Source organism: Bacillus sp. FSL L8-0167 (assembly GCF_038630295.1).
GTDB classification, from domain to species: domain Bacteria; phylum Bacillota; class Bacilli; order Bacillales; family Bacillaceae; genus Bacillus; species Bacillus safensis.
In genome coordinates this window covers 3,196,101-3,220,730 of the sequence record NZ_CP152027.1, presented here as the reverse complement: position 1 = coordinate 3,220,730, position 24,630 = coordinate 3,196,101, and the positions used below count along the sequence as shown (strand labels likewise).

At 40.5% G+C, this 24,630-nt stretch carries 18 protein-coding genes; 16 read left to right on the top strand and 2 right to left on the bottom strand.

What is annotated here, in order from left to right; translation table 11 throughout:
• The first annotated feature begins 10 nt into the window (after positions 1-10).
• From MHB66_RS16675 to tagH, 4 genes are all read left to right on the top strand, one after another.
• The gene (locus tag MHB66_RS16675) at positions 11-2,281 is read left to right on the top strand and encodes a CDP-glycerol glycerophosphotransferase family protein (protein ID WP_046313053.1); all 2,271 of its coding nucleotides are present in this window, start codon (positions 11-13) and stop codon (positions 2,279-2,281) included.
• Between the two features lie 183 nt (positions 2,282-2,464).
• On the top strand, positions 2,465-4,831 hold the full coding sequence (locus MHB66_RS16670) for a CDP-glycerol glycerophosphotransferase family protein (RefSeq protein ID WP_046313055.1): 2,367 nt from the start codon (positions 2,465-2,467) through the stop codon (positions 4,829-4,831).
• Between the two features lie 171 nt (positions 4,832-5,002).
• Positions 5,003-5,830 (top strand): ABC transporter permease, encoded by an 828-nt coding sequence (locus tag MHB66_RS16665; protein ID WP_046313057.1) that lies wholly within the window; start codon positions 5,003-5,005, stop codon positions 5,828-5,830.
• A gap of 19 nt (positions 5,831-5,849) precedes the next feature.
• A complete protein-coding gene (tagH, locus tag MHB66_RS16660; protein WP_046313058.1) occupies positions 5,850-7,451 on the top strand; it encodes a teichoic acids export ABC transporter ATP-binding subunit TagH in 1,602 nt (533 codons plus the stop codon).
• 27 nt (positions 7,452-7,478) lie between these two features.
• Here tagH and galU read toward each other — a convergent pair whose 3' ends face one another.
• Positions 7,479-8,360 carry a UTP--glucose-1-phosphate uridylyltransferase GalU gene (galU, locus tag MHB66_RS16655; RefSeq protein ID WP_008343198.1) on the bottom strand — a complete coding sequence of 294 codons (882 nt, stop codon included), beginning with the start codon at positions 8,358-8,360 and terminating at the stop codon, positions 7,479-7,481.
• A 269-nt stretch (positions 8,361-8,629) separates the two neighbouring features.
• On the opposite strand from galU, the gene wecB reads away from it, so the two are divergent.
• Positions 8,630-9,769 carry a UDP-N-acetylglucosamine 2-epimerase (non-hydrolyzing) gene (gene wecB / locus MHB66_RS16650; protein WP_039181859.1) on the top strand — a complete coding sequence of 380 codons (1,140 nt, stop codon included), beginning with the start codon at positions 8,630-8,632 and terminating at the stop codon, positions 9,767-9,769.
• A gap of 33 nt (positions 9,770-9,802) precedes the next feature.
• Here wecB and MHB66_RS16645 read toward each other — a convergent pair whose 3' ends face one another.
• Positions 9,803-10,723 carry a LytR family transcriptional regulator gene (locus MHB66_RS16645; protein WP_046313060.1) on the bottom strand — a complete coding sequence of 307 codons (921 nt, stop codon included), beginning with the start codon at positions 10,721-10,723 and terminating at the stop codon, positions 9,803-9,805.
• A 182-nt stretch (positions 10,724-10,905) separates the two neighbouring features.
• Between MHB66_RS16645 and MHB66_RS16640 the strand changes: the two genes are divergently transcribed.
• The 11 genes from MHB66_RS16640 (at position 10,906) to MHB66_RS16590 (ending at position 24,593) form a co-directional block, all read left to right on the top strand.
• Positions 10,906-11,229, top strand: a complete 324-nt coding sequence (locus tag MHB66_RS16640; protein WP_024423640.1) for a hypothetical protein — start codon at positions 10,906-10,908, stop codon at positions 11,227-11,229.
• A gap of 24 nt (positions 11,230-11,253) precedes the next feature.
• A complete protein-coding gene (locus MHB66_RS16635; RefSeq protein ID WP_046313062.1) occupies positions 11,254-13,362 on the top strand; it encodes a SpoIID/LytB domain-containing protein in 2,109 nt (702 codons plus the stop codon).
• A 23-nt stretch (positions 13,363-13,385) separates the two neighbouring features.
• Positions 13,386-14,876 carry an N-acetylmuramoyl-L-alanine amidase gene (locus MHB66_RS16630; protein WP_034281124.1) on the top strand — a complete coding sequence of 497 codons (1,491 nt, stop codon included), beginning with the start codon at positions 13,386-13,388 and terminating at the stop codon, positions 14,874-14,876.
• A 127-nt stretch (positions 14,877-15,003) separates the two neighbouring features.
• Complete coding sequence (locus MHB66_RS16625) at positions 15,004-16,500, top strand: cell wall-binding repeat-containing protein (protein WP_041115565.1); 1,497 nt, start codon at positions 15,004-15,006, stop codon at positions 16,498-16,500.
• 128 nt (positions 16,501-16,628) lie between these two features.
• Complete coding sequence (locus MHB66_RS16620; protein ID WP_235362363.1) at positions 16,629-17,222, top strand: hypothetical protein; 594 nt, start codon at positions 16,629-16,631, stop codon at positions 17,220-17,222.
• Positions 17,223-17,421: 199 nt separating this feature from the next.
• Positions 17,422-18,081, top strand: a complete 660-nt coding sequence (locus tag MHB66_RS16615) for an exopolysaccharide biosynthesis polyprenyl glycosylphosphotransferase (RefSeq protein WP_034281119.1) — start codon at positions 17,422-17,424, stop codon at positions 18,079-18,081.
• Between the two features lie 18 nt (positions 18,082-18,099).
• Positions 18,100-19,551: an MOP flippase family protein gene (locus MHB66_RS16610; RefSeq protein ID WP_041115567.1), complete on the top strand. Its 1,452-nt coding sequence runs from the start codon at positions 18,100-18,102 to the stop codon at positions 19,549-19,551.
• Positions 19,548-20,732, top strand: a complete 1,185-nt coding sequence (locus MHB66_RS16605; protein ID WP_041115568.1) for a glycosyltransferase — start codon at positions 19,548-19,550, stop codon at positions 20,730-20,732. Before MHB66_RS16610 ends, MHB66_RS16605 begins: the two co-directional genes overlap by 4 nt.
• Before the next feature lie 79 nt (positions 20,733-20,811).
• A complete protein-coding gene (locus MHB66_RS16600) occupies positions 20,812-22,149 on the top strand; it encodes a UDP-glucose/GDP-mannose dehydrogenase family protein (RefSeq protein ID WP_034281112.1) in 1,338 nt (445 codons plus the stop codon).
• A 14-nt stretch (positions 22,150-22,163) separates the two neighbouring features.
• Complete coding sequence (locus tag MHB66_RS16595; protein WP_024423632.1) at positions 22,164-23,093, top strand: NAD-dependent epimerase/dehydratase family protein; 930 nt, start codon at positions 22,164-22,166, stop codon at positions 23,091-23,093.
• A 39-nt stretch (positions 23,094-23,132) separates the two neighbouring features.
• Positions 23,133-24,593: an O-antigen ligase family protein gene (locus tag MHB66_RS16590; RefSeq protein WP_041115569.1), complete on the top strand. Its 1,461-nt coding sequence runs from the start codon at positions 23,133-23,135 to the stop codon at positions 24,591-24,593.
• Positions 24,594-24,630 lie beyond the last annotated feature (37 nt).

Below are 24,630 nucleotides of genomic sequence, written 5' to 3'. Positions count from 1 at the left end.
TTAACGATTAATGATTGAAGAGGGAATTCATAAGAAGAGTGTCGTTGAAGGGTTAAAAAATCACCATGAGAAACTAGAAATGCTGATTCGCATCAACGATGACATGCCATTAACAGATAGAGAATTTTATTTGTTTATGAGGGAGAGAGTTTCGAAACAAGAACTTTTCCTTCCGCTTGTTCATCAAGAAGAGAATCTATTCAAATTGGTATTGAATGAAGCATCGCTGCCGCTTGCGTTAGAGCAAGGCCAGACATATAACTTGTATGTCACGGACTATTTGAGCACAAACAAAGAAGAGGATGAGGACGAGCTTGAGGACTCAGCTTATGATTCTGATTCCGAAGAAGAGGAAGAAGAAGTAAAAGAAGCGGATATCAATACAGATATTGAATTTGAAGAGAAAACGTCAAACTATAAACGCCGCTTAAAAATGGAAATAGAAAAGCCTGAGCTGACTTTTTTAGAAAATAAAGACGCCATGCTGTGTATCATTCCATACCGTACAGACAAAGGGAATGCTTCTTTGAAAATCAAGCGTGAGCTAAAGGTTGTGAAATTCAATCATATCGAGCTCAACAAAGGGTGTATGTTATCTTTATCCGGGTATGCAGGTATACTAAGTGCAGAACATCCGTATGAGATCAAAGAAGCAAAGCTTCTATTGAAGAAAAATGGTGAAGAACCAATTGAACATCGTTTTCCGGTCAATATCACCCATATAAAAGACGAAGTGATCGAATACCGTGATGATCAACATGTACCACAGCTTTATCAATTTTTAGCAGAAGTCCCTTTGGAGGAATTGACCTATTCATTAAACAAACGCTTTGTATATCGCTTCTATCTTGAATTTATCTGCGATGTAAACGGAGCAGAGGAAACATTAACAACCACTTCTTTAGTGCTTGGAGACCGCTCGAACAAACTCAAAGGACTTGTTCAAATTCATAAACGAAACGATGTACCGATTCGATATGAAGTGTACCGAAAGAAAAAAAGACAAACGCTTGGCATCCGTATTAATGATTACACAATGAAAACACGTGCCAAGTATTACGTCAAAAGCAAGTGGAAGAAATTCAAAAAGAAGATCAGTAAAATCAAAAAAGTCCGTAACCGCCTTGTGACAAGAACGTTTAAAACGACCTTTAAACTGGCGAGTAAGCTGTCTGTGAAAAAGAAAACGGTTGTTTTTGAAAGCTTTAATGGAAAACAATTTAGTTGTAACCCGCGTGGGATTTATGAGTATATGAAAGAACATCATCCTGAATATACGCTGATCTGGAGCGTTAAAAAGGGTCATGAAGCACCGTTTAAGGAAAAAGGCATCTACTATATCAATCGTCTGTCATTGAAATGGATCTTTGCGATGGCAAGAGCCGAGTATTGGGTCGTAAACAGCCGTTTGCCGCTATGGGTTCCAAAGCCAGATCACACAACATACTTGCAGACTTGGCATGGTACGCCGTTAAAACGGCTGGCAATGGACATGGACGAGGTGCATATGCCTGGAACAAACACGAAGAAATACAAAAAGAATTTCACAAAAGAAGCATCGAATTGGGATTATCTCATTTCTCCAAATGCCTACTCGACTGAAATCTTTACACGTGCGTTCCAATTCCAAAAGACCATGATTGAGTCAGGATATCCGAGAAATGACTTTCTTCACAATCAAAACAATGAAGAAACGATGAGAGCACTGAAACAAAAAATGAACCTGCCGCTCGATAAAAAATTGATCTTATATGCACCGACATGGAGAGACGATCAATTTTATAAAAAAGGGCAGTACAAATTTGATTTAGACCTTGATCTGCATGAACTCAGAGCTGCAATCGGAGATGAATATATCATCATTCTGCGTATGCACTATCTAGTTGCTGAAAACTTTGATTTAGGGCCGTATGAAGGCTTTGCCTATGACTTCTCTCATTACGAAGACATTAGAGACCTTTATATGATTTCAGATCTGCTCATCACAGATTACTCATCTGTGTTCTTTGATTATGCAAACCTCAAACGTCCGATGCTGTTCTATGTGCCAGACATTGAAACATATCGTGACAAGCTCAGAGGCTTCTACTTCGACTTTGAACAAGAAGCACCTGGACCACTTGTGAAAGAAACAGCAAGTGTCATTGACTGGGTGAGAGAAACAGAACAGCCAGACTTTACACTACCAGAATCATTTGCACCGTTTTATGAGAAATTCTGTTACTTAGAGACTGGAGAATCTTCGAAGCGTGTCGTGGAAGTAGTGTTTTCTGAAAAATAGTTTAAAAAGTACCGTTCTTCGCTTAGTAGAACGGTACTTTTTTGTTTTTTTTATTCCATTGTACACATATTTAAATGTAATGGTAAAAATAAAAAAACATAGAAATTTAACAGTAAACATGCTAAATTTAGATAAGATTATCCGGTACTGTAAAAATGCTGAAAATAATATAGAGGTGCTTCAATGTACAAACTTTATCATAATTTTATTGAAATTCTTAATTTAGATGAACAAAAGCTAGTGTTATATATTGATGACATAGAGAAGTTATGTACTTTTGAATTTAAAGAGCTAATTGTAAACGAATCAAAGAGGATTTGTGAAATTGATGTAAAGGATCAGATGATTTTTGAATCTTCAATAGATCATTCTAATGAAATGATCTATCTTTATTCTAAGGATCAGAACTTGTATATTGTCAAAGAAAGTTCTGACATTCTTCAACCAAATCAAATACATCCTATTGACATTAACAATCAATTTGAAGATATATATGTCAAACAATTAGGGTTAGACCGCTATGGCTTATATAGAGGCGAAGAGGAACTATTATTATTCTCAGGGCTTCTGAACGTTGATGAGATCAATCGGAATTATAAAATGGATTTGAAGATTCACGGGGCAGAAAGAAGATTTGTAGACATCTCCTTTATCCAATATATTCCCTTCAACTTTGTTGTTACGTATGATTGCCAAAATAAAGAACTAAATGTAAGGAAAATTTTGTTTGATGTGATGCAGGAACATAAAGATATTGAAGTGACTGTGAATAATCGTAATCAAATCAAAATTTTAAATAAGGTGACTGAGCAAAAGAAAATCGTCAACTTTAGACTTGTTCCTAGATATCAGCCGCTCAAAGTTTTTGGTAAAGATACATTAGAGCAATTCAAAGAAGATAACATCCTCAATATTTTGGTGATTAATAAACAAAGGTATTACATATATGTAAGAACGAATGGTGTTTACTTAGTAAGAGGAAACCCTTATCTTGTTACAAAACATACATCAAGACTACGTATTTTTAGTTTGTTTAATAGCTTTTATGTTTATGGAAGACTGACACATTACGCGTATAATTCAGACCAAAAGTATGAATATCTGTACATTAGAAATTCTGATCATCAGGTGGCGAAATTTATAAGGCCATTTAGAAAGATCAAATTCTTAAAAAGATATGGTTTCTTTAAAATTTCGTTAAATGATCTTGACTTAGACAGCAGAATCCATAATAACTTATTCGTTGGAAATGATAACCGAATTATCCATAGTTTAAGGCTGAAAAAAAGAGATAAAAAGGTGAAAACATATATCACGAAAAAGAATGGGGACAAGCTTCAAGTACTAAGAACAAATCTATTTGGAAATGTGACATCTACCATTATTCCTTATTCACAGGAATATTCTTTATTTAGTAAAGTAAAAATAAAAATAGCGAGTATCTTATCATCATTCTATAAAGACAAGAATTATCGTGTGAATTTGTTTTTTGAGAAAAAGAGTGATAAAGCAGATGAATCCGCTATTAGAGTGTATGACTATGTACAAGAGAATTGTCAAACAGACTCAAGAAATTACTTTATTCTTAATAAGAAATCAAGTGCTTATCCGGCACTTAAAGCTAAGTATGGAAAGGGAATCATTCCGAAATATAGTCTGAGACATTATTTAAGTATCTTCAATGCCAGCTATTTTATTTCAAGTGAGTTATCTAACCATGTTCTGAACGATAGATTATATATTGATCATCTTAGAGAGAGAATTATGAGCGTACCACTTGTCTTTTTGCAGCATGGAATAATGTTTGCGAAACCAGTTGATAATCCAATGGCCTTTGGATTCCATAAAGACAAGAACCAATATAATATTTATAAATCAGTCATCAGTTCTGAACTAGAGGCTGGTGAATTCTACAAAATGAAATATGACCGTGAGGATTTGATTTTGACAGGCCTCGCAACTTTTGATCATGCCAAATTAGTAGACGGTGCAGATAAGATCGCCTTTATGCCAACTTACCGCTATTGGGAAGAGGGGCTAATATATACAAATAGAATTGAAGAAACATCTTACTATAGAGTTCTGATTAAAATCATTAAAAGCTTTGAAGAAGCAGGTCTTCTTGATCGTCTGTTAATTGTACCGCATAACAAATTTTCTCAGTACGTTTATCAAAACCTGCCTCAGTATAAACATATTATTTCTGATAATCCATCAGAAGCGTTAAAAGTATCAAAGGTGTTTATCACTGATTACTCTTCTGCTATTTATGATGCACAATATAGAGGAGCATACCCTATTTTTTATTGGGAAGAAAAAGATTACTTGATTAGACAGTATAAAGCGATTCCTCCTGTAAACGAAGAAAATGCACCAGGACCGATTGCATATAATACTCAAGAGCTTATTCGTATTGTCAAACATGCGATTGAGAATGAGTATGTCGTGGAAGATGAATATAAAGAAAAATACTTGAAAATTAACAGCTTTAACGATAATCAAAATACGAAAAGAATTACAGATTTCTTAAAAGAGCATCAAATTATCTAATGTCTTATGCCCCCTGAATCTATGATTGAAAGGATTCAGGGGTTTTTTGTCTTCTAGTTTGACGTGCATGACTTTTGTTATAAGATGAAATGTGTATCGTTATCTGTTACAATTATGAGCGGTGCTTTTTAAAAAAGTAATCCCAAAAACTTATATCTAAGGAAGATTAGAATGAACGCAATGTTGACGATACTAAAGGAGCAAATCAGCTCATTTCCGCTGATTATGCGACTTGCTGTTTATGAAACAAAATCAAAATATCAGATGAATTATTTAGGTGTTTTATGGCAGTTTTTAAATCCATTGATTCAAATGCTGGCTTACTGGTTTGTTTTTGGTATGGGTATTCGCGGAGGACAGCCAATTGTCATTGGCGGCGTGGAGGTTCCATTTATCATCTGGATGCTTGCTGGATTAATCCCTTGGTTCTTCATTAGTCCGACCATTCTTGATGGATCAAACAGTGTGTTTAAACGCATTAATATGGTATCGAAAATGAATTTTCCGATTAGTGCGCTGCCGTCTGTGGTGATTATGTCCAACTTGTTCAGCTACTTTGTTATGATGGGTGTCTATCTGATTGTGCTGATTTCCTATGGCATCTACCCTGACGCGCATTGGCTGCAATATATATACTATCTTATTTGTATGATCGCGTTTATGTTTTCGTTTAGTTTGTTTAATTCCACGATTAGTGTACTCGTGAGAGACTATCAATTTCTTTTACAATCCGTGACACGATTACTTTTCTTTTTGCTGCCGATTTTTTGGAATATTTCAGAGAAACTTACTGGAGATAAGGCGTGGATTGGAGATATTTTAAGACTGAACCCTCTTTTCTACATTATTGATGGTTTTAGAAATAGTTTGTTAAAGGGAGAATGGTTCTTCCATGATGTCAAATATACACTTTATTTTTGGCTGATCACGCTTCTTCTTTTAACAGTCGGTTCATTGCTTCATATGAAATTTAGGGATAAATTTGTCGATTTTCTTTAAAAAGTAAGGAGATTATACGATGAAACTAAAGGTTTCGTTTCGAAACGTATCCAAGCAATACGTCCTATATAAAAAGCAGTCAGATAAGATTAAAGGGCTGTTTTTTCCTAATAAAAATGAAAAAGGTTTTTTTGCTGTCCGTGATGTGTCCTTTGATGTCTATGAAGGCGAGACAATTGGTTTTGTAGGGATTAACGGGTCTGGAAAATCGACAATGTCGAACCTTCTAGCGAAAATCATTCCACCGACAAGTGGTGAAATTGATATGGACGGCCAGCCTTCGTTAATTGCCATTGCAGCAGGGCTGAACAACCAATTAAGCGGAAAAGACAACATTCGTTTAAAGTGCTTAATGATGGGGCTGACGAATAAAGAGATAGACGAGCTTTATGAAAAAATCGTAGAGTTTGCGGATATTGGCGACTTTATTGACCAGCCTGTAAAGAGCTATTCAAGCGGAATGAAATCACGCCTTGGCTTTGCCATTTCAGCGCATATCGATCCAGATATCCTGATTATTGATGAAGCACTGTCTGTTGGAGACCAAACCTTCTATCAAAAATGTGTGGACCGCATTACAGAATTCAAGGAACAAGGAAAGACGATCTTTTTTGTCAGTCACTCCATTAGCCAAATCCAAAAAATCTGTGATCGGGTGGCTTGGATGCATTATGGTGAGCTTCGTATGTTTGATGATACGAAAAAGGTCGTGAAGGAATATAAGGAGTTTGTTGACTGGTTTAACAAGCTTTCCAAGAAAGAGAAAAAAGAATATCAATTGAAACATAAAGAAGGCCGCAAAGGCGTACAGAAGACAGAAAAGGTGTCTCGTTATCAAGAGAACGGCAAACGGCGTTCATTGTTTGGCCCCGCATTTCAAGTGACAGTTTTAGCGGTCTTAACGCTATTGCTAGCCTTATCGATGTTTTCAGATCGCCCGCTTCGTACATTGGCGACATTTGGCGCAATCCCATCAGATAAGACAGAAGCGCCTCAGTCGAAGAACCCGCAGACCAAAGGAGCACCTGATATGAAAAAGGTGGATCAACAGCTGATAGTCACGGCAGATCCACTTACGGTTTACAAAGACCAAGCCATGAAAAAAAAGGCCGATGTCACTTTGCCATTTGGACTAGAAGTACAGGCTGTGGCTGAAAATAAACAAACCGTTCAAATTAAAACAGCGTCAGAAACGTATTTTGTTAAACCTGCTGCGCTTCAAAATGCAGAGGAATTAAAGTCATTATCTATTAGGCCAGGACAGTTTAATTCCTATGTATCGCCTGCATCGGCAGGTTCGTATGAGTATTTACTGTCTTTCCTTGGAAAAGAAGAATCTGTGCTGAAACAGAGAATGCAAACGCTGAGTTCAGTGAAAAATGACCAAGGAGATACGATTGAGCGATTGACCACAGAGAAAACCGACTATGTCATTCAAAATGGTCATGCAAACACGATTGTGTTTCGCGGCATTATGCCAATCTCTCCTTCCACACTTGGGCTGACTGAACAAAATGTCTGGATGAATGAGAAACGAACAAAATTCGCAGTGAAGGGCGAAAACAACCTGTTTGTCATTGATAATGAACAGCATACACTGACTATTTCAGTCATTAAATAAAAAAGCTGCCGATGCCGGCAGCTTTTTTTAATTCACTTCTTCTTTTTCGAGAAGCTGTTTCATAAATGGAATGAGTTTCTTTTTCAATTCTTCATCCTGAAGAGCAAACTCAAGCGTCGTTTCAATGAAGCCTTGCTTCTCGCCGACATCGTATCGTTTTCCTTCGAAATCATAGGCGAAGACGCGCTGGATGTCATTCAGCTTTTGAATGGCATCTGTCAGTTGAATTTCTCCGCCTGCACCAATCTCTTGCTGATCGAGGTACATAAAGATCTCTGGCGTGAAAATGTAGCGCCCTAAGATGGCTAGGTTCGATGGTGCTGTTCCTTGCGGCGGCTTTTCAACAAAGTTTTTGACTTGGTAGCGGCGTCCTTCTTGTGTAAGAGGATCAATGATCCCGTAGCGATGCGTATCGCTGTCTGCTACTTGCTGAACACCGATGACAGATGAAAGGGTTTTTTCGTATTCATCCATCAGCTGGCGAAGCCCAGGCGTTTCGGCTTGCACAATGTCATCACCTAATAAAACAGCAAAAGGCTCATCGCCAATAAAGTTACGTGCGCACCAAACGGCGTGTCCAAGTCCTTTCGGCTCTTTTTGACGTATGTAATGAATGTCAGCAATGTTAGAGGATTTTCTCACTTTTTCTAAAAGCTCGCTCTTTCCTTTTTCCTCAAGGTTGCGCTCTAACTCTGGTGCAAAATCAAAATGATCCTCAATGGCTCTTTTTCCTTTTCCGGTGACGATAATAATGTCTTCAATTCCTGATTCAACAGCTTCTTCAATAATATATTGAATGGTTGGTTTATCAACGATTGGGAGCATTTCTTTAGGCATCGCTTTTGTTGCAGGGAGGAAACGTGTCCCAAGACCTGCAGCTGGTATAATGGCTTTACGTACTTTTTTCAATGAACTTTGCACCTTCCTTACATAGATAACCGATTTCATATTTCAATGTTTGTTCTTGGTCGTCTGTTTAAAGTGTAACTTACAAATCATAGGAAAGACAAATGATTTCACTAAAATGACTTTTAGATAATTCATATTTTATATGTTAAATGTAAAGGTAAGAGAAATTTAACGTTAATTCAATGTAAATTTCTTTTTTTATATCATTAATTTTATCCTCCCAATTGTGTATAATTGAAAGTACTATACTAGGAAAGAGGCATAAACAAGTGAAAAAACTAAATGTAATGACTATTTTCGGTACTAGACCTGAAGCAATCAAAATGGCACCACTTGTCCTTGAACTGAATAAACATCCACAGATAAATTCGATTGTTACTGTAACAGCTCAGCATAGAGAAATGCTTGATCAAGTCCTTGAGGCTTTTTCTATTACGCCAGATCATGATTTAAACATTATGAAGCAGCGCCAGACATTATCTGAAATCACATCAAATGCACTCTTGAAACTAGATCAACTATTTCAAGAGGAAAAACCTGATATTGTCCTTGTTCATGGAGACACAACAACAACCTTTGCAGGAAGCTTGGCCGCATTCTACCACCAAATTTCAGTCGGTCACGTTGAAGCGGGTTTAAGAACACACAATAAATACTCGCCGTTCCCTGAGGAATTGAACCGACAAATGACAGGTACGATTGCCGATATTCATTTTGCTCCTACAAATGAGGCAAAGCAGAATCTTTTAATTGAAAATAAAAAAGAAGAGACGATTTGTGTGACGGGGAATACTGCGATTGATGCGTTGCAAACAACGGTTACAGAGCAGTATCAACACCCTATTTTAGAGAAAATAGGCACAGATAAAATGATTTTGTTAACGGCTCATCGCAGAGAAAATCTCGGCCAGCCGATGAAAAACATGTTTAGAGCGATTAGACGTATTGTAGAAGAGTTTGAAGATGTTCAGGTTGTATATCCTGTACATTTAAACCCTGCTGTTCGTGATGCGGCTCAAACAGAATTCAGTGATCTTGATCGTGTGCACTTAATTGAGCCGCTTGAAGTCGTTGATTTCCATAACTTCGCTGCTGCCTCACACTTTATATTAACGGATTCTGGGGGTGTCCAAGAGGAGGCGCCTTCTCTAGGGAAGCCAGTATTAGTTCTGCGCGATACAACAGAACGCCCTGAAGGTGTGAAAGCTGGCACGCTTAAGCTCGCGGGTACAGATGAAGAGACCATTTACAACATGGCAAAACAGCTGTTAGTCGATCAGAAAGAGTACGACAACATGTCGAAGGCGTCTAATCCATATGGTGATGGACAAGCGTCAAAACGAATTGTCGAAGAGCTTCTCCATCGTTTTGGATTAAGTGAAGAAAAACCAGTTCCATTTCAATCATAAAAAAAGAAGACTACATTTCTGTAGTCTTCTTTTTTACTGCTCCAAACTTTCCTTCAATTCCTTCTTCACATTCGCAAGACTGCTGTCATCAAGCTGGTAGTAATAAATGTTATTGATACGTGTGCCTGATCCTTTCAGCTCGTGCTGCTCCACATGCTGTCTTGCATCACGATAATCATTCATCATCATCCACATATCGTCAAATGACATGTTTGTCTTCATATTATTTTCCACGACTTTGAACATATCGCCGAATTTCGTAATAGATGAAATGTTGGCACCTTTTGCAATGATTCCTTCAATGACCTGGCGCTGTCTTTGCTGACGTCCGAAGTCACCCTTTGGATCTTGCTTTCTCATTCTTGTGTAGGCAAGGGCTTGATCGCCATTCAGGTTAATTTCTCCTGTACCAAATGAATGGCCGTCATAGCTAAATGCAAACGTGCTATTTACTGTAATACCGCCAAGTGTATCAACAATATCCTTGAAGCTTTCCATATTGACTTTAACGAAGTAATCAACAGGTACATCAAGCAGTTCCTCTACAGTATCTGCTGCCATTTGTGTACCGCCAAATGCATAGGAGTGGTTGATTTTATCCATTGTGCCTTTTCCGACAATCTTCGTATACGTATCACGCGGGATGCTCACCATCTCGGTCGTTTTTGTTTTCGGATTTACTGTCATGTATATTAATGTATCTGCACGGCCTCGGTCATTTTTTCGTTCATCGACACCCATGACTAAAATAGAAATCGGGTCTTTCTTACTTAAATCGACATCTTTGTCACGCTTATCTGACTTCTTTAAATTTTCTTGAATGCCTGCGACGGTCGATGCTGCTGTGTTCCAAAGATGATATGCGTATCCGCCAGTTGCTAATACGAATAAGCCAATAATCGATAAAACAATCCAAAGAACCTTTTTCTTCTTTCTTTTTCTTTCAGCTCTCATAATGTCCCTCACCTTTTCTATGATTCTTCCATGATTATAGGTTTACGAATCTTGATAAACAAGTTATTTTTTTACTCTGAACCTAGATATAGACGTTGTAACAAAAAAAAGGTTTCAAAAAACCTTAAATTTACCTTAAAATAATAACTTATAAGACGATACAAAGACATGAGGTGAAAAAAATGAAGAAAATCGTCGTTTTACCGTTCTTAATACTGCTACTAGGTATCGTGCTCACAGCATGTGGAACGGCCGAGCAGTCCTCAGGAGAAAACAAGACAAGCAGTTCAACTCCTCAGGTACTGGAAGAGAAAGCTGAATTTATTGGAATGGCTGATGCACATACAGTCGAAGTGAAAAAAGTGAATACGACCCTAAGCTATGAATTTACGGATAATTTTAAAGATGTGTTAAATGAATTTAAGCCAGGAGACACAGTAGAAATCTCTTACTTTATTAATGACAGTGGTCAAAAGGAAATCCAGAAGATTGAAAAACAGAAGTAAAAAAGATGGGCGGGATGAACAAAATTGAAGAAAACAGGCGTTACACTAATCGTTCTCATGATACTGACTCTACTAGTTGCACCCTTTCAGTCTGCCATGGCAAGCTCGGCAATTTCAGTGAAATTGTCTAATTATGTCGGAAACAAAACAAGCATGGATATTTCAACAACTGGGGAATACAAGCTATCAGGATCGAATGTTGCTGTGACGAAAAGATATGATGGCAAAAATAGATACGAAGTAGCCAACAGTATTGCATCTGCAGGATGGAAAAATCCATCAACTGTTGTCATTGTGAGCAGAGATGCGTTTGATCATGCGATTTCTGTATCACCGTTAGCATACAAACTGGGCGCACCTATTTTGTATACGAATATTGAAAAGCTGACGAAAACAACAGAAAACCAGCTGAAGAAAATGAAGCCGGATAACATTCTGATTGTCGGAAATACGAAAAGCATTTCAACAGCTGCTGAGAAGTCTATTAAAAAGTATGGCAAAGTCAGACGTATTAGTGGAAAAGATAAGTTTGAAATCTCCCAAAAAATCGCAAAAGAAATGGGTAACTATAAGCAAGCTGTCGTTGTCGGCGGGAACTCATTTATGAATGGGATTGCCATTGCATCCTACGCATCGAGAAAGGGATACCCTATCCTGTTAACAAAAAAAGATTCCATTCCGTCTTATAGAATGCCAAGTAAAGTGATCATCATCGGCAGTACGAAAAGTACTGGACAAAAAGTTGAAAATCAAATCAAAAAAACCTCACAGGTGACAAGAATCAGCGGGGCCAATCGCTATGAATTATCTGTGAATATTATAAAGAAATTAAATATTAATGCAGATAAAGTTTATTTGGCAAAAGCCTCTAGCTATATTTATGCGATGCCGCTGTCGCAATTGGCTGCAAAATCTAACAGTACGGTTGTGTATGTGAAACCCGATTCTGTCACAGCGTCTTTAAAAGCACTGCTGAAGGAAAAAGGTACATATGCTTATCATCTTGCTGGCAGCACAAGTGCAATTAAAGATAGCTTGAAAAATTCATTAGCCAAACAAGTCTATCTGAAAAAAAATCAAAACTACCAATTGAATATTTCTAACGGAAAAATTTCATTAAAAGGCATAAAGACGTATAACACAGTAAGAGTTGTTCCTGAGAAATATTCAACAAAAAATGTCCTTCAAATTGCAGGAAAGCCGTATTTAGGCAGCGTAAACTTTGCAATTGAATCAGGGTATATCAGGCCGACTCTCGAAAATATTCCATTTGAAGACTATTTAAAAGGTGTAGTGCCAAATGAAATGCCTGCAAGCTGGAATGTTGAAGCGTTAAAAGCACAGGCAGTTGCCGCTAGAACGTATTCGGTGAAAAGTATTGGAAAAGTCGTCCCTGATACAACAGCCTTCCAAGTATATGGAGGATATAACTGGTACACAAATTCGACAAAAGCTGTCGATGCCACAAAAGGAAAGGTTCTGAAATACAACAATCAGCTTATTTCAGCAACCTATTACTCTAGCAATGGTGGTTATACAGAGGCGAGTGAAGAAGTATGGGGAAATGCACTGCCATACTTAGTGGCCAAAAAGGATCCAAAAGATCCAGTCAATCCATGGACACTGAAACTCTCTAAGAAACAGCTGGGCACGACATTGACTGCCAGCACAGCAGCATCTGAGTGGTCTAAAGCAAAAGAGATAAATGCAGCTGACCTTGCCGGCCTGAAATCATGGCTGCTCAAAAACAAAGAAACTGCTGCATCTGATATGAAAATCGCATCGATCTCAAGCCTGACGTTCTCAGGGAAAACAAAAGGCCAGCGTGCGAAGACGGTATCGATCAAACTGACATACCATCTGAAAAACAAAACAGGCACATATTCGGTAAACAAAAGCACAACGGCAAGTATGAAGATGACCGAGTTTCGATCAGTCATGGGCGCAACAAAGGTGAAAAGCACGTTTGCGTCAGTCAAAAACAACACAAATGACTTCACGATTTCAGGAAAAGGATATGGCCACGGCATTGGTATGAGCCAATACGGAGCCAAAGCGAGAGCTGAATCTGGAAACTCGTATTCTTCCATACTCTCGTTCTACTATCCAGGTACAAAACTAACAAACTATTAAAAGGTAAAAGGAGGACATAGAAGATGCGCTCATTGATGAAAACAGCCATCCTCAGCCTCATCGCCATTTTCGTTATCGTTCCAACAGCATTGGCAGACAATTCAGTCTCAAGAATTGATGGCGGGAGCAGATATGCTGTAGCGGCAAACGTAGCGAAAAAAGGATGGGGAACTGCAAGTACAGTCGTTTTAGTAGGGAAAACTGCGTATGCAGATGCAACAGCAGGAATTCCACTTGCATACCAAAAAAATGGACCAGTTCTTTACACAAACAGTAAAAGTCTTTCGGGTGATACAAAAAAAGCCTTAACTTCATTAAAAACAAAGACGGTAATCGTTTTAGGCAGCACATCAAGTGTGTCAAACAACGTGGTCAACCAAGTGAAGAAAATGGGCATCTCCACACAGCGTATTTCAGGAAAAAACCGATATGAGCTATCTGCCAATATCGCGAAAAAAATGAAAAAGCCAGCAGGCGTCGTTGTCGTTGAGGGTTCTTTCTATGCACATGGGATTGCGATTGCACCTGTAGCAGCTCAAAAAGGATTCCCAATTCTATACACAGATAAAAAGGGACTTCGTTCTGAAATCGCTTCTGTTGCAAAAGCAAGCAATGTGAAACAAACCATTGTAGTCGGCGGAGAGAATTACGTCACAAAAGCAGCTTATAACCAATTGAAATCACCAACGCGGATCAAAGGCTCGACTCGTTATGATGTCGCGGCAAATATTGTGAAAAAGTACAATATGAGTGTCAATAATACCTATGTAGGAAGAGGATTTGGTTACGCCACTTCATCTTCTGCTGCAGGCATTGCAGCGAAGCAAAACAAAGCATTGCTTCTAACGAATGAAAAGACGCTGCCAAAAGTAACGAGAGCAACAGTGAGCAGTAAGAAAATCACCAAATTTACTGTCGTAGGCAGTACAAATACAGTGACACCAACTGTTGTGAACCAGCTGAAAAATCCGGCTGTTGGGAAAAAAGTATTCATTGATCCAGGTCATGGTGCGCATGATTCAGGAGCTGTAGGATACGGATTATATGAAAAGAATTTGAATTTAGATGTAGCAAAGCGTTTAAATACGAAATTAAACAACGCTGGTGCACTTGTGACCATGTCAAGAACATCAGACACATTTGATAGTCTTCAAACACGAGTGAGCAAAGGTGCGTCAGCAAATGCAGATATCTTTATCAGTGTCCATGCGAACTCAAATGATAACAGCAGTGCAAATGGAACAGAAACGTATTATGACAAAACCTATGCGGCTGCAAACAGCCTGAAGCTGGCGCAAAACATCCAGCCTAAAATGGTCAGCGCACTAGGTACAAGAGACCGTGGTGTGAAAACAGCTGGCTTCTACGTCATTAAATATTCTAAGATGCCGAGCGTTCTTTTAGAAACTGGTTTTGTTTCCAGTCCAGTTGATTCAAACATCTTGAAATCTGCTACGTATAAAGATCGATTAGCGTCAGGCATTTCAAGCGGTGTGTCAGGTTATTTTAGATAAGAAAACACAAACCTGAGGGGTGCCTCAGATACTCCTCTTAGGCTGCTCGAGAACGTCCTCGGCAGCCTTTTTTCCAAAGTCCATGAAGCATCCTGGGTGAAGGGTTCAAACCAAGGAGGTTGACTTCATGCGTTTTGATATCAAATGTATGTTACTGATTGCTATTTCACTATGTTTATATACACCATCCGTTTTTGCTCAGCACACTGTATCGAGGATAGAAGGAAGCAATCGGTATGAGGTAGCGGTAAATACCGCGAAAAGGGGCTGGCAGGAAGCGCCTGCCGTTGTTCTTGTGGGCGGTGATGCTTATGCAGATGCCCTGAGTGCTGTGCCTTATGCTTACCAGCAAGGGGCCCCAGTCCTGTTAACGAATGCTGGCAGTCTTTCAGGTGCTGTAAAGACAGGGTTGCAGCAGCTGAAGACGAAGCGTGTAACGATTCTTGGCGGGACTGCAAGTATTTCTGAAAACATCGTGAAGCAGCTAAAAGCGATGAATCTATCCGTTTCCCGTATTCAAGGAAAGAACCGCTATGAATTGGCGGCAAATGTGGCTAAGCACATGAAGAGTGCTAGTGCGGCTGTCGTCGTGAATGGTTCTGCTTATGCTGATGCTGTCGCGATTGCTCCGTACGCTGCCAAACAAGGCTATCCCATTTTATTAACAGATGCGAAAGGACTGCGCGAGGAAACAGCCAATCTATTAAAAAACAAAGCAGTCAAGCGGACTATTGTGATCGGCGGAGAAGCAAGTGTCAATAAAACTGCTTTTCAAAAGCTTCCCTCACCAGTCAGAATAAGCGGAGCCAATCGGTATGAGGTGGCTGCCCAAATTGCTAAAACGTATCCAATGAAGACAAGCCAAATATTTATGAGTCATGGGTATGCCTATGCAGATGCAGCCGCTGCGGCAAGTATAGCAGCGAAACAGGGACAAACCCTTCTTCTCACAGATGCTCAAACGGTGCCGGATGCTATCAGAAAAGTCATTGGGGCCAAACAGATGTCAGCATTTTCTGTGGTAGGCGGAACATCAACCATTCAATCAAATGTCATCACACAGTTGAAAAATGCGGTGTTAGGCGAAACAATTTTTATTGATCCAGGTCATGGTGCGCAAGATGCTGGAGCGGTAGGGAATGGGCTGCTTGAAAAGAACATCAATTTAGAAGTAGCATTAAAGCTGCGGTCAAGGCTTCACCAGGCGGGTGCCCTTATTGTCATGTCGAGAACTTCTGATACATTTGACTCCTTGCAGACACGTGTCAGTAAAGGAGCCCAGGCAAGTGCTGATATATTCATCAGTATCCACGCCAACGCAAATGATAACAGCGGTGCGAATGGAACAGAGACGTATTATGATACAACAAATGCGGCTGCTCATAGTGTCAAGCTGGCACAACAGGTGCAGCCCCGAATGGTCAGTGCCCTTGGAACAAAAGATCGCGGAGTGAAAACAGCAGGGTTCTACGTCATCAAATATTCTAGAATGCCGAGTGTTTTGCTAGAAACCGGCTTTGTAACAAGTCCAATCGATGCGAGTATTTTAAAATCTACTGCTGCAAAGGATCGGTTGGCTTCTGGAATTGCAACGGGTGTGTCCAACTACTTTGACGTAAAATGAATCATGAATGATGTGTCAAGTTAAAAATACATTTCATTTTTGGTTATGTTTGTTATAATTGAAACATAGAAGGTGAATGGTTTACACATAAATCTTCAAACGACAGCAAACCGACAAATCATGAAGAGGTGACGATCTTGAAAAAATTAATCACAATGCCGTTTCTAGTATTGCTTCTAGGAGTATTGCTCACAGCGTGCGGCACAACAAATCAATCAAGCGATAACAAAAAGGATGACAGCAAAAAAGAAACAACTGAAGCAGCCGATCAAAACAAAGATAAGGCTGCGGACGAAAAATCAGAAGATCAATCATCAAATGAAAAAGCAGATGATCAAAGTAAAGAAACAGCTGCTCAAAAAGAAGAGCCGGCAAGTCAATCTGATGAAGAGGCAAAAGACAGCTCAAGCAAAGAAATTACAAAAGGAGAACCTGCTAAAGACCAATCAAAAGCTGACTCAAAAGGTGACTCTAAAACAAAGAAAGAATCAACGACTAGTAAGAAAAATGAAATCACCAAAGAAGGCACATATGTCGGTTTGGCTGATGGACATACAATTGCTGTCAACATTGATGGAAAAGAAGTAGCTATTCAATTCGGAAATACATTTTCTAAACAAGTGAACAGCTTAAAAGAAGAATCAAAAGTGAAAGTAACCTATACAAAAGATGCAAACGGAACACTTCGATTGAAAACGATCGAAACTGTAAAAGCAAAATAAAGAAAAGACCCGGAGACCCGCAGAATTGCGGGTCTTTTTTACGTTCAAAAGGGCATAATTTGATATAAGTGCACATTCTTAACACAGTTTTACAAGACTTAACAGCGCATTTACATTTGCTTAATGTTGCTCTGCTAAACTGACTTTCATAGAACATCTCTTTACACAACAACTACTTTGAATGGTGAGGTGCAGGTCAGTGAGTGCAGAGAAAGCGATGAATCTTTACAGAGAATATGAAGTGAGACGAAATCACTCTTTTGCCTTAACAGAACATATGGTTCGTTATTTATTTGCAAAACGTTTCATAGATTTAATGTTCTCGTTCATCGGATTGATGTTGAGTACGCCAATCATTTTGCTGTTTGCTCTTTTGATTAAGCTGGAAACACCAGGGCCAGCCTTTTATATGCAGGAAAGGGTTGGGAAAGACGGTGTTTACTTTAAATTATGGAAGCTCAGATCGATGAGAACTGACGCAGAAAGCGGAGGAGCGAAATGGGCTCAAAAAAATGACCCTCGAATTACCAAAGTGGGGGCATTCATCCGTAAAACAAGAATTGATGAACTTCCGCAATTTATCAACGTGTTAAAAGGAGAAATGAGTATCGTAGGCCCTCGTCCAGAAAGACCGATGTTTACCGCAGAATTTAATCGGACGATTCCAGGCTTCACAAAAAGGTTGGCGGTAAAGCCGGGGCTGACAGGTCTTGCTCAAGTAAATGGCGGATATGAAATGAGTCCAAGTGAAAAATTAACACATGACTTACAGTATATTCAAAACTTGACATTTTCTCTCGACACGAAGATTATGGTAAAAACGTTAAAAGTCATCATGACTGGTGACGGAGCCAGATAAGTAAAGTAGGGAAGAGAAATGGCAAGTATGAAAAAACGCATGCTAGGCGGGGCAAAATGGACAAGCTTGTCCGCATTGATCATCACCATTATCCAAATCGCACAGTTCGCCTTTTTAGGGAACGTGATGACACTCAAGGAGTTTGGACTTGTTGGCATGATCACAACTGTCACAATATTTACGCAGATTTTACTAGATCTAGGAATTGGGGCAGCAATCATTCAAAAGGAACAAACGACAGAACGTCAATTATCTACATTATATTGGATTAACCTGCTCACAGGGATTATCTTGTTTTGTCTGCTCATTCTGCTAAGCCCAATGATAGCCGCTTTTTATAACCGGCCAGAGCTAGAAGGTCTGCTCAAGCTATTATCGATCATGTTTCTAATTGCACCGATTGGCCAGCAGTACCAGTATATGATGCAAAAAGACTTAGCCTTTAAAACATTAAGCACCATTGAAACCATTGCAACCATCATATCGCTGCTCGTTTTACTCGTTTTCGCCTTCTTCATGAATCCGATTATCGCCTATGTCATTTCTCAAGTGCTGCTGCAATCAGGAAAAGGTCTCATGTATGCAGCGGCTTATTGGAAGAAGTGGCGTCCAGCACCTGTTTTTGCATTAGGAGAGGTGAAGGAATTTTTCTCATTCGGTGCATTCCAGCTCGCATCCAGACTGGTCAACCGAGCAGGATCGAATATCGACATGATTTTAATCGGCCGGTTTCTTGGAGCGGAAGCGTTAGGTATTTACAGCTTGGCGTATCAAATTGTAACAATACCCGTGCTGAAGATAAATCCGATTGTGACGAGAGTGGCTTTCCCAGTTTTCGCAAAAAGTCAGCGGGATCACTCCATGCTGCGAGAGGGCTTCCTAAGTATGACGAATATGCTCGCATTGGTTAGTTTTCCATTATTAATCGGCCTTGCTGCCGTATCAGACAGCTTTATAGAAGTCGTGTTTGGAGAGAAATGGCTAGTAGCGGTTCCGGTTCTAAATATATTGTGCATTGTCGGCTTGCTGCGTGTGCTGATGAATCCAAACGGTTCAATACTTCTTGCAAAAGGGAGAGCGGACTTAGCCTTTTATTGGGATACGGGAATGCTCATCGTGTATGGCTGCGCATTATATGCAGGTGTGACTACAGGCAGTCTGCTAACAGTAGCTTGGATCTACTCAGGTGTCAGCCTGCTCAACTTTATTGTCGGCAGATGGCTCATGGCATATGTCATTCAGCTTGATATGAAGGTGTATTTAAAATCACTTGGAAAACCTGCTGTCATGACGCTGCTCATGGCTGTCTGTGCGGTAGCTTTACATCAAGGGATGAAGCTGACGACAGCAGATATTTCACTTCAATTACTACTGACTGTTTGTGTCAGTGCTGCATTGTATGGCTTGCTGCTCATCAAAATGTATCCGCAGGCTGCAGGCAAATTATTGAGAAGAGGTCGTTCGTCATGAAGGTGTTATGGCTGACAAGTGTATATCCTAGTGAAAAACATCCGAGTGAGGGCGTGTTTCATGAAACGCAAGTGCAGGAGCTGCTCAAACAAGGAATAGAAGTGACTGTCATTTGCCCAAATCCAGTGAATCCACCGGTTTTACGGATGCTCAAGGCATCCTATCGGCAGAAAAGGGATCTGCCTGAACAGGAAGTGAGAAGCGGAGTGACAGTTTACAGACCGCCTTATCCAGCGCTCCCAGGACAGCTGAAATGGGCGCAGCCGAGTAAACGAATAGCGGCTTCCGTTCTCAGAGCAATGCAGCGTCATCAGCTGTCACCAGATTTTATCCATGCGCACTTTGCAATGCCGTCTGGCGGAGCGGCGGCTGTTATTCAGAAAGAAACGAAAATCCCTTATCTTCTGACCTTGCACGGCAGTGATGTGAACGTATATCCGAACTATAGCAAAGGGGCACAGGCAGCCTTTGAAACGGCGGTGAGGCAGGCATCTGCTGTTCTGACAGTGAGTGAGGAGCTGGCTAAAAAGACAAATGAGATGACGAAGGTAGAAGCAAAATGTCTTCCGCTTGGTATTCCGCTCCGATCATTTTCCAGAACGGAAGAAGGTCAAGAAGGCATCAGAAAGCACTTAGGTTTACCGCTTCAAGATAAGCTCGTTGTTTTCGTCGGGCGTTTAGTGAAAGAGAAGGGCTTGCTTGAATTAGCTGATGCTGTCAGCAGCATGGATGGAGTGAAAGCAGTCTTTGTTGGAAAAGGACCCCTTGCAAAGGAGCTCACAGAACGGGCGGGAGCATCTATTATACTCCCAGGCCAGGTGCCGAATGAGCAGGTGAGAGACTACTTAATGGCAGCTGATCTGTTTGCACTCCCTTCCTACAGTGAAGGAATGCCAACCGTCGTTCTAGAAGCGCTCGCTTTAAAGGTACCTGTCATTGCAACAAGGGTTGGTGGTCTCCCATCCTTATTTTCAACCTATCAACACCTGCTCGTTGAACCGCGTTCGACGCGTCAGCTGAAAGAGGCGATTCACGCCTGCCTTTATGAAAACAGCTGGAATGAAGAAGTGAAGAACGTTCTTCATGAAATAGTTCATACAGAATATTCATCAGAACATAATGCGAAGCATCTCATTCAGCAATATGAGAAGGTGCTCAATCAATCAACATCCATCGTTTAAACAAGATGAAATGTGCAAAGAATGATAGATAGATAAACAGCTTGGAACGGACAATATGCTTTTACTGAGAGGATGAAAAATGTTGAAGAAAATTGCTGTGATTGGAACAGGTTATGTCGGGTTAGTATCGGGTACTTGTTTTGCTGATATCGGAAATCGTGTCATCTGCTGTGACATCGATGAATCAAAAATCAACAGCTTAAAAAGTGGTGTCGTTCCCATTTATGAACCAGGTTTAAAGGAATTGATTGAAAAGAATACAGAAGAAGGAAGACTGTTTTTTACAACGAATATTCCTGCAGCTATTAGGGAATCAGAGATTATCTATATTGCCGTAGGGACACCGATGACACCACAGGGGGAAGCAGATTTAACGTATGTGAAGGCTGTCGCTCAAACGATCGGTGAACACATGAATGGATATAAAATCATCGTCAATAAAAGCACAGTTCCCGTTGGAACAGGCCGTCTCGTTCAAGCCATTGTGGAAAAGGCATCGCGCAGCAAATATCCTTTTGACGTCGTATCCAATCCAGAGTTTCTCCGAGAAGGCTCAGCGATTCAAGACACGATGAATATGGAGCGGGCGGTCATTGGTTCGACTAGCACTCATGCCTCTACCATCATCAAAAGACTGCATGATCCGTTTCAAACAGAGGTTGTAGAGACCAACTTAGAAAGTGCTGAAATGATTAAGTATGCTGCAAATGCCATGCTTGCCACAAAAATCTCATTTATTAATGACATTGCAAATATTTGCGAAAGGGTAGGCGCTGACGTTGAAAAAGTCAGTGAAGGAGTTGGATTAGACAGCCGAATCGGGCATAAATTTTTAAAAGCAGGCATTGGATTTGGAGGTTCTTGTTTCCCGAAAGACACGATGGCTCTTCTCAAAATTGCCGAAACATCCGGGTACCGGTTCAAACTGATCGAATCTGTCATTGAAACGAACAACAACCAAAGAGCCCACCTTGTCAGCAAATTGATGAGTGTGTTCGGTGATATTAAAGGAAAAACCATTTCTGTCTTAGGCCTCGCCTTTAAACCGAATACGAATGATATGCGTTCAGCGCCTGCACTAGATATTATCCCAATGCTGAGAGAGCTGGGGGCTTTTGTGAAAGCCTATGATCCGATTGCTTATGTAGAAGCTGAACGTGAGCTTGGCCCGCAGGCGATCTTCAGCAATGATCTGTATGAAACAGTAAAAGATACGGATGCCTGTCTCATCCTAACAGAATGGGATGACGTACAGAAGATGGATAAAGACCAGATCAAGCAGCTGCTTCGTTCACCGATTGTAATTGATGGAAGGAATTTGTTTGATCCAGCAGAAATGAAAGAGAGAGGGTTTATTTACCAGTCTATCGGCCGCCCGAGTGTATGGGAAGCAGAATTGGTATCGAAGGCACAATAACAGGGGGAGCTTGGATGAAGAAAGTATTGGTTACTGGGGGAAGCGGATTTATTGGATCACATACGGTCGAGGCTTTACTAGAAAAAGGCTATGAGCCCATCGTTCTTGATAACTTTTCAACTGGATCTCGAGAAAATATTGCCCATCTTTCCGTGCAATGCATGGAGGCAGATGTTACAAAGCCAGCGACGATTGATTTGATCAAACAAATCGCACCGGATTATATCATTCACCTTGCAGCACAAGTAAGTGTAGCCGTTTCCGTTCAGGATTTCGTATATGACGAAGAAGTTAATATAAAAGGATCTCTGCACGTCATGAAAGCCGCGGCTGAAGCAGGAGTGGAGAAAGTGATCTTTGCCTCATCAGCAGCTGTCTATGGAGACCCGGTGTATCTGCCAGTGGACACCGCTCACCGGCTGAAGCCTGGTTCACCATATGGCTTAGCAAAACTGACAGTAGAGCGCTATTTAGAAATGGCAAAATCACTCTATGATGTGGACTATTGTATTCTCAGATACAGCAATGTATATGGTCCGCGCCAAGACGCACTTGGAGAAGGCGGTGTTGTCTCTATTTTCTCTGATAAGTTTGCAAAGGATGAAGCCCCTTTTATCTTTGGAGATGGGGAACAAACAAGAGACTTCATCTATGTGGGTGATCTAGCGGCAGCGAATGTTGCGGCTTTAACAGCCCAATCAAACGTTTGTTTAAATATCTCGTGTGGTGATTCCATCACTGTAAATGAACTGTTTCAAACGATGAAACGGGTAACGAGATCACAGCTTGAACCGATTTACAAGCCGCAGCGTGCAGGAGATATCGTGCATAGTACATTGGCAAATGAGGAAACGAAACAAGTCTTAGCATGGGAGCCTGTTGTGAGTTTACAGGAAGGTTTGGCTCGTACCATTTCCTACTATAAACAGGAAGTCAAGGCTTAATCCCTCAAATCGGATGGGTTGCTTAGGAGGAAAATGGGTATGAGTGTGAAACAAACAGCATGGCAAATCATGATCGGTTGTATATTATTTGCAGCAGGGCTAGGACTTGTACAAATGGCGTCTGCGCAGCCCGCCGGGTTAAAAAAGATCGTCGCCATTCCGGTCCTGCTTTTGGTTCTGACAGCTTTTCTCGTGTTGATGAAGCTATACATGAACGGTGAGCAAGTGTTCATGTCAGCCATATATCTTTTAATTGCATTGACCTTTCTCAACAACGCTTTCTTTTCAATTAGTGCCGGGTTCTTTAGTCTTTTTCTCTACCGTATCATGCTCATTGCCGCCTTTGCTTTATTTATATGGCGGATGAGAGATAAGGGAACGTACATATCGCAGTGGCAGCAGATTCGTGTAAAAGGCATTCTTGGTTTTTTCGCTGCATGGTTTCTTTACGGGCTCATCTCACTGCTGTGGGCTCATTCGGTGACAGACGGTCTCAAATATATGTCCCTGCTTGCTATGGGGATGGGTTTTGTCTTTCTTGTGGTCATGTACATTCAGCGAATGGATCAAGTGGTCACCTTTTATAGCATTTGGCTCGTCATGACTGTATTTGTCATGGGGATAGGGTTTTATAATCACTTTACTTTGAACCATTTACCGAATACTTCACTGTATCTTGGGCCGGCGTATAAACAGCACTATCCTACAGCTGTCTTTTTTAATCAAAATGACTTTGCGACGTTTTTATCGATTAGCTTTTTCTTGTATTTAGCGTGTATGCGGCAAATGAAAAATGGTTATATCAAAGCATTTGGATTATTTGGCGCCATCGCAGCACTGTATCTCATTTTGTTAACAGAATCCCGCGCGAGCCTGCTTGGCATATTTGCAGGAGCGGCCATCTATGTGTGGCTGCTCATGCCGCGCTTTCTCAAAAAGTGGTCACTCATCGCAGCAGGCGGACTTGGTGTCATCTGTATCGCTGTTTTTTCAGCCAAGATTTATTCAGTCTTTTATGACTTGTTTCTCGCTTCTCAGGTCGCGCATTCTTTTAGTGAACCACTCCCATCCAACATTGCGAGAGCGAATTTGATCAAAAATGCATGGCATTTCTTTACGGATTCATACGGGTTCGGTGTCGGAGCGGGTAATGTGTCTTACTACTTAGCCCACTTTTCGATCTTTGATACAGATCAAGTCGTTGAAGTGCACAATTGGCTGCTGGAAGTGATGACGAACTTTGGATTTGCGGTCATGCTGGGCTATATCTCCGTCTACGCTTATCTCATGTTTACGCTGTATAAACTATACCAATGGGCGGACACAAGATCGGCAAAAATGATCATTGAAGGTTTGTTTGCTGCCATGCTGAGCTTTCTCGTTTCAAGTATCAGTCCTAGTTCGGTCTCGAATTTATATTTCCACTGGGTCTTTTTAGGGCTCGTAATCGCAGCGGTGAATATGTTGAAAAACAAACAGCTCTTGGTAAACCGTGTGTGATGCTGCGCTGGTATGGCTACACTAATGAAAAAGCAAA

Excerpts from the sequence above, each read along its gene's own strand:
- MHB66_RS16675 (WP_046313053.1), top strand. The coding sequence starts at position 11 with ATGATTGAAGAGGGAATTCATAAGAAGAGTGTCGTTGAAGGGTTAAAA.
- MHB66_RS16670 (WP_046313055.1), top strand. The coding sequence starts at position 2,465 with ATGTACAAACTTTATCATAATTTTATTGAAATTCTTAATTTAGATGAA.
- MHB66_RS16665 (WP_046313057.1), top strand. The coding sequence starts at position 5,003 with ATGAACGCAATGTTGACGATACTAAAGGAGCAAATCAGCTCATTTCCG.
- tagH (WP_046313058.1), top strand. The coding sequence starts at position 5,850 with ATGAAACTAAAGGTTTCGTTTCGAAACGTATCCAAGCAATACGTCCTA.
- MHB66_RS16645 (WP_046313060.1), bottom strand. The coding sequence starts at position 10,723 with ATGAGAGCTGAAAGAAAAAGAAAGAAGAAAAAGGTTCTTTGGATTGTT.
- MHB66_RS16640 (WP_024423640.1), top strand. The coding sequence starts at position 10,906 with ATGAAGAAAATCGTCGTTTTACCGTTCTTAATACTGCTACTAGGTATC.
- MHB66_RS16630 (WP_034281124.1), top strand. The coding sequence starts at position 13,386 with ATGCGCTCATTGATGAAAACAGCCATCCTCAGCCTCATCGCCATTTTC.
- MHB66_RS16625 (WP_041115565.1), top strand. The coding sequence starts at position 15,004 with ATGCGTTTTGATATCAAATGTATGTTACTGATTGCTATTTCACTATGT.
- MHB66_RS16610 (WP_041115567.1), top strand. The coding sequence starts at position 18,100 with ATGGCAAGTATGAAAAAACGCATGCTAGGCGGGGCAAAATGGACAAGC.
- MHB66_RS16605 (WP_041115568.1), top strand. The coding sequence starts at position 19,548 with ATGAAGGTGTTATGGCTGACAAGTGTATATCCTAGTGAAAAACATCCG.
- MHB66_RS16600 (WP_034281112.1), top strand. The coding sequence starts at position 20,812 with ATGTTGAAGAAAATTGCTGTGATTGGAACAGGTTATGTCGGGTTAGTA.
- MHB66_RS16595 (WP_024423632.1), top strand. The coding sequence starts at position 22,164 with ATGAAGAAAGTATTGGTTACTGGGGGAAGCGGATTTATTGGATCACAT.
- MHB66_RS16590 (WP_041115569.1), top strand. The coding sequence starts at position 23,133 with ATGAGTGTGAAACAAACAGCATGGCAAATCATGATCGGTTGTATATTA.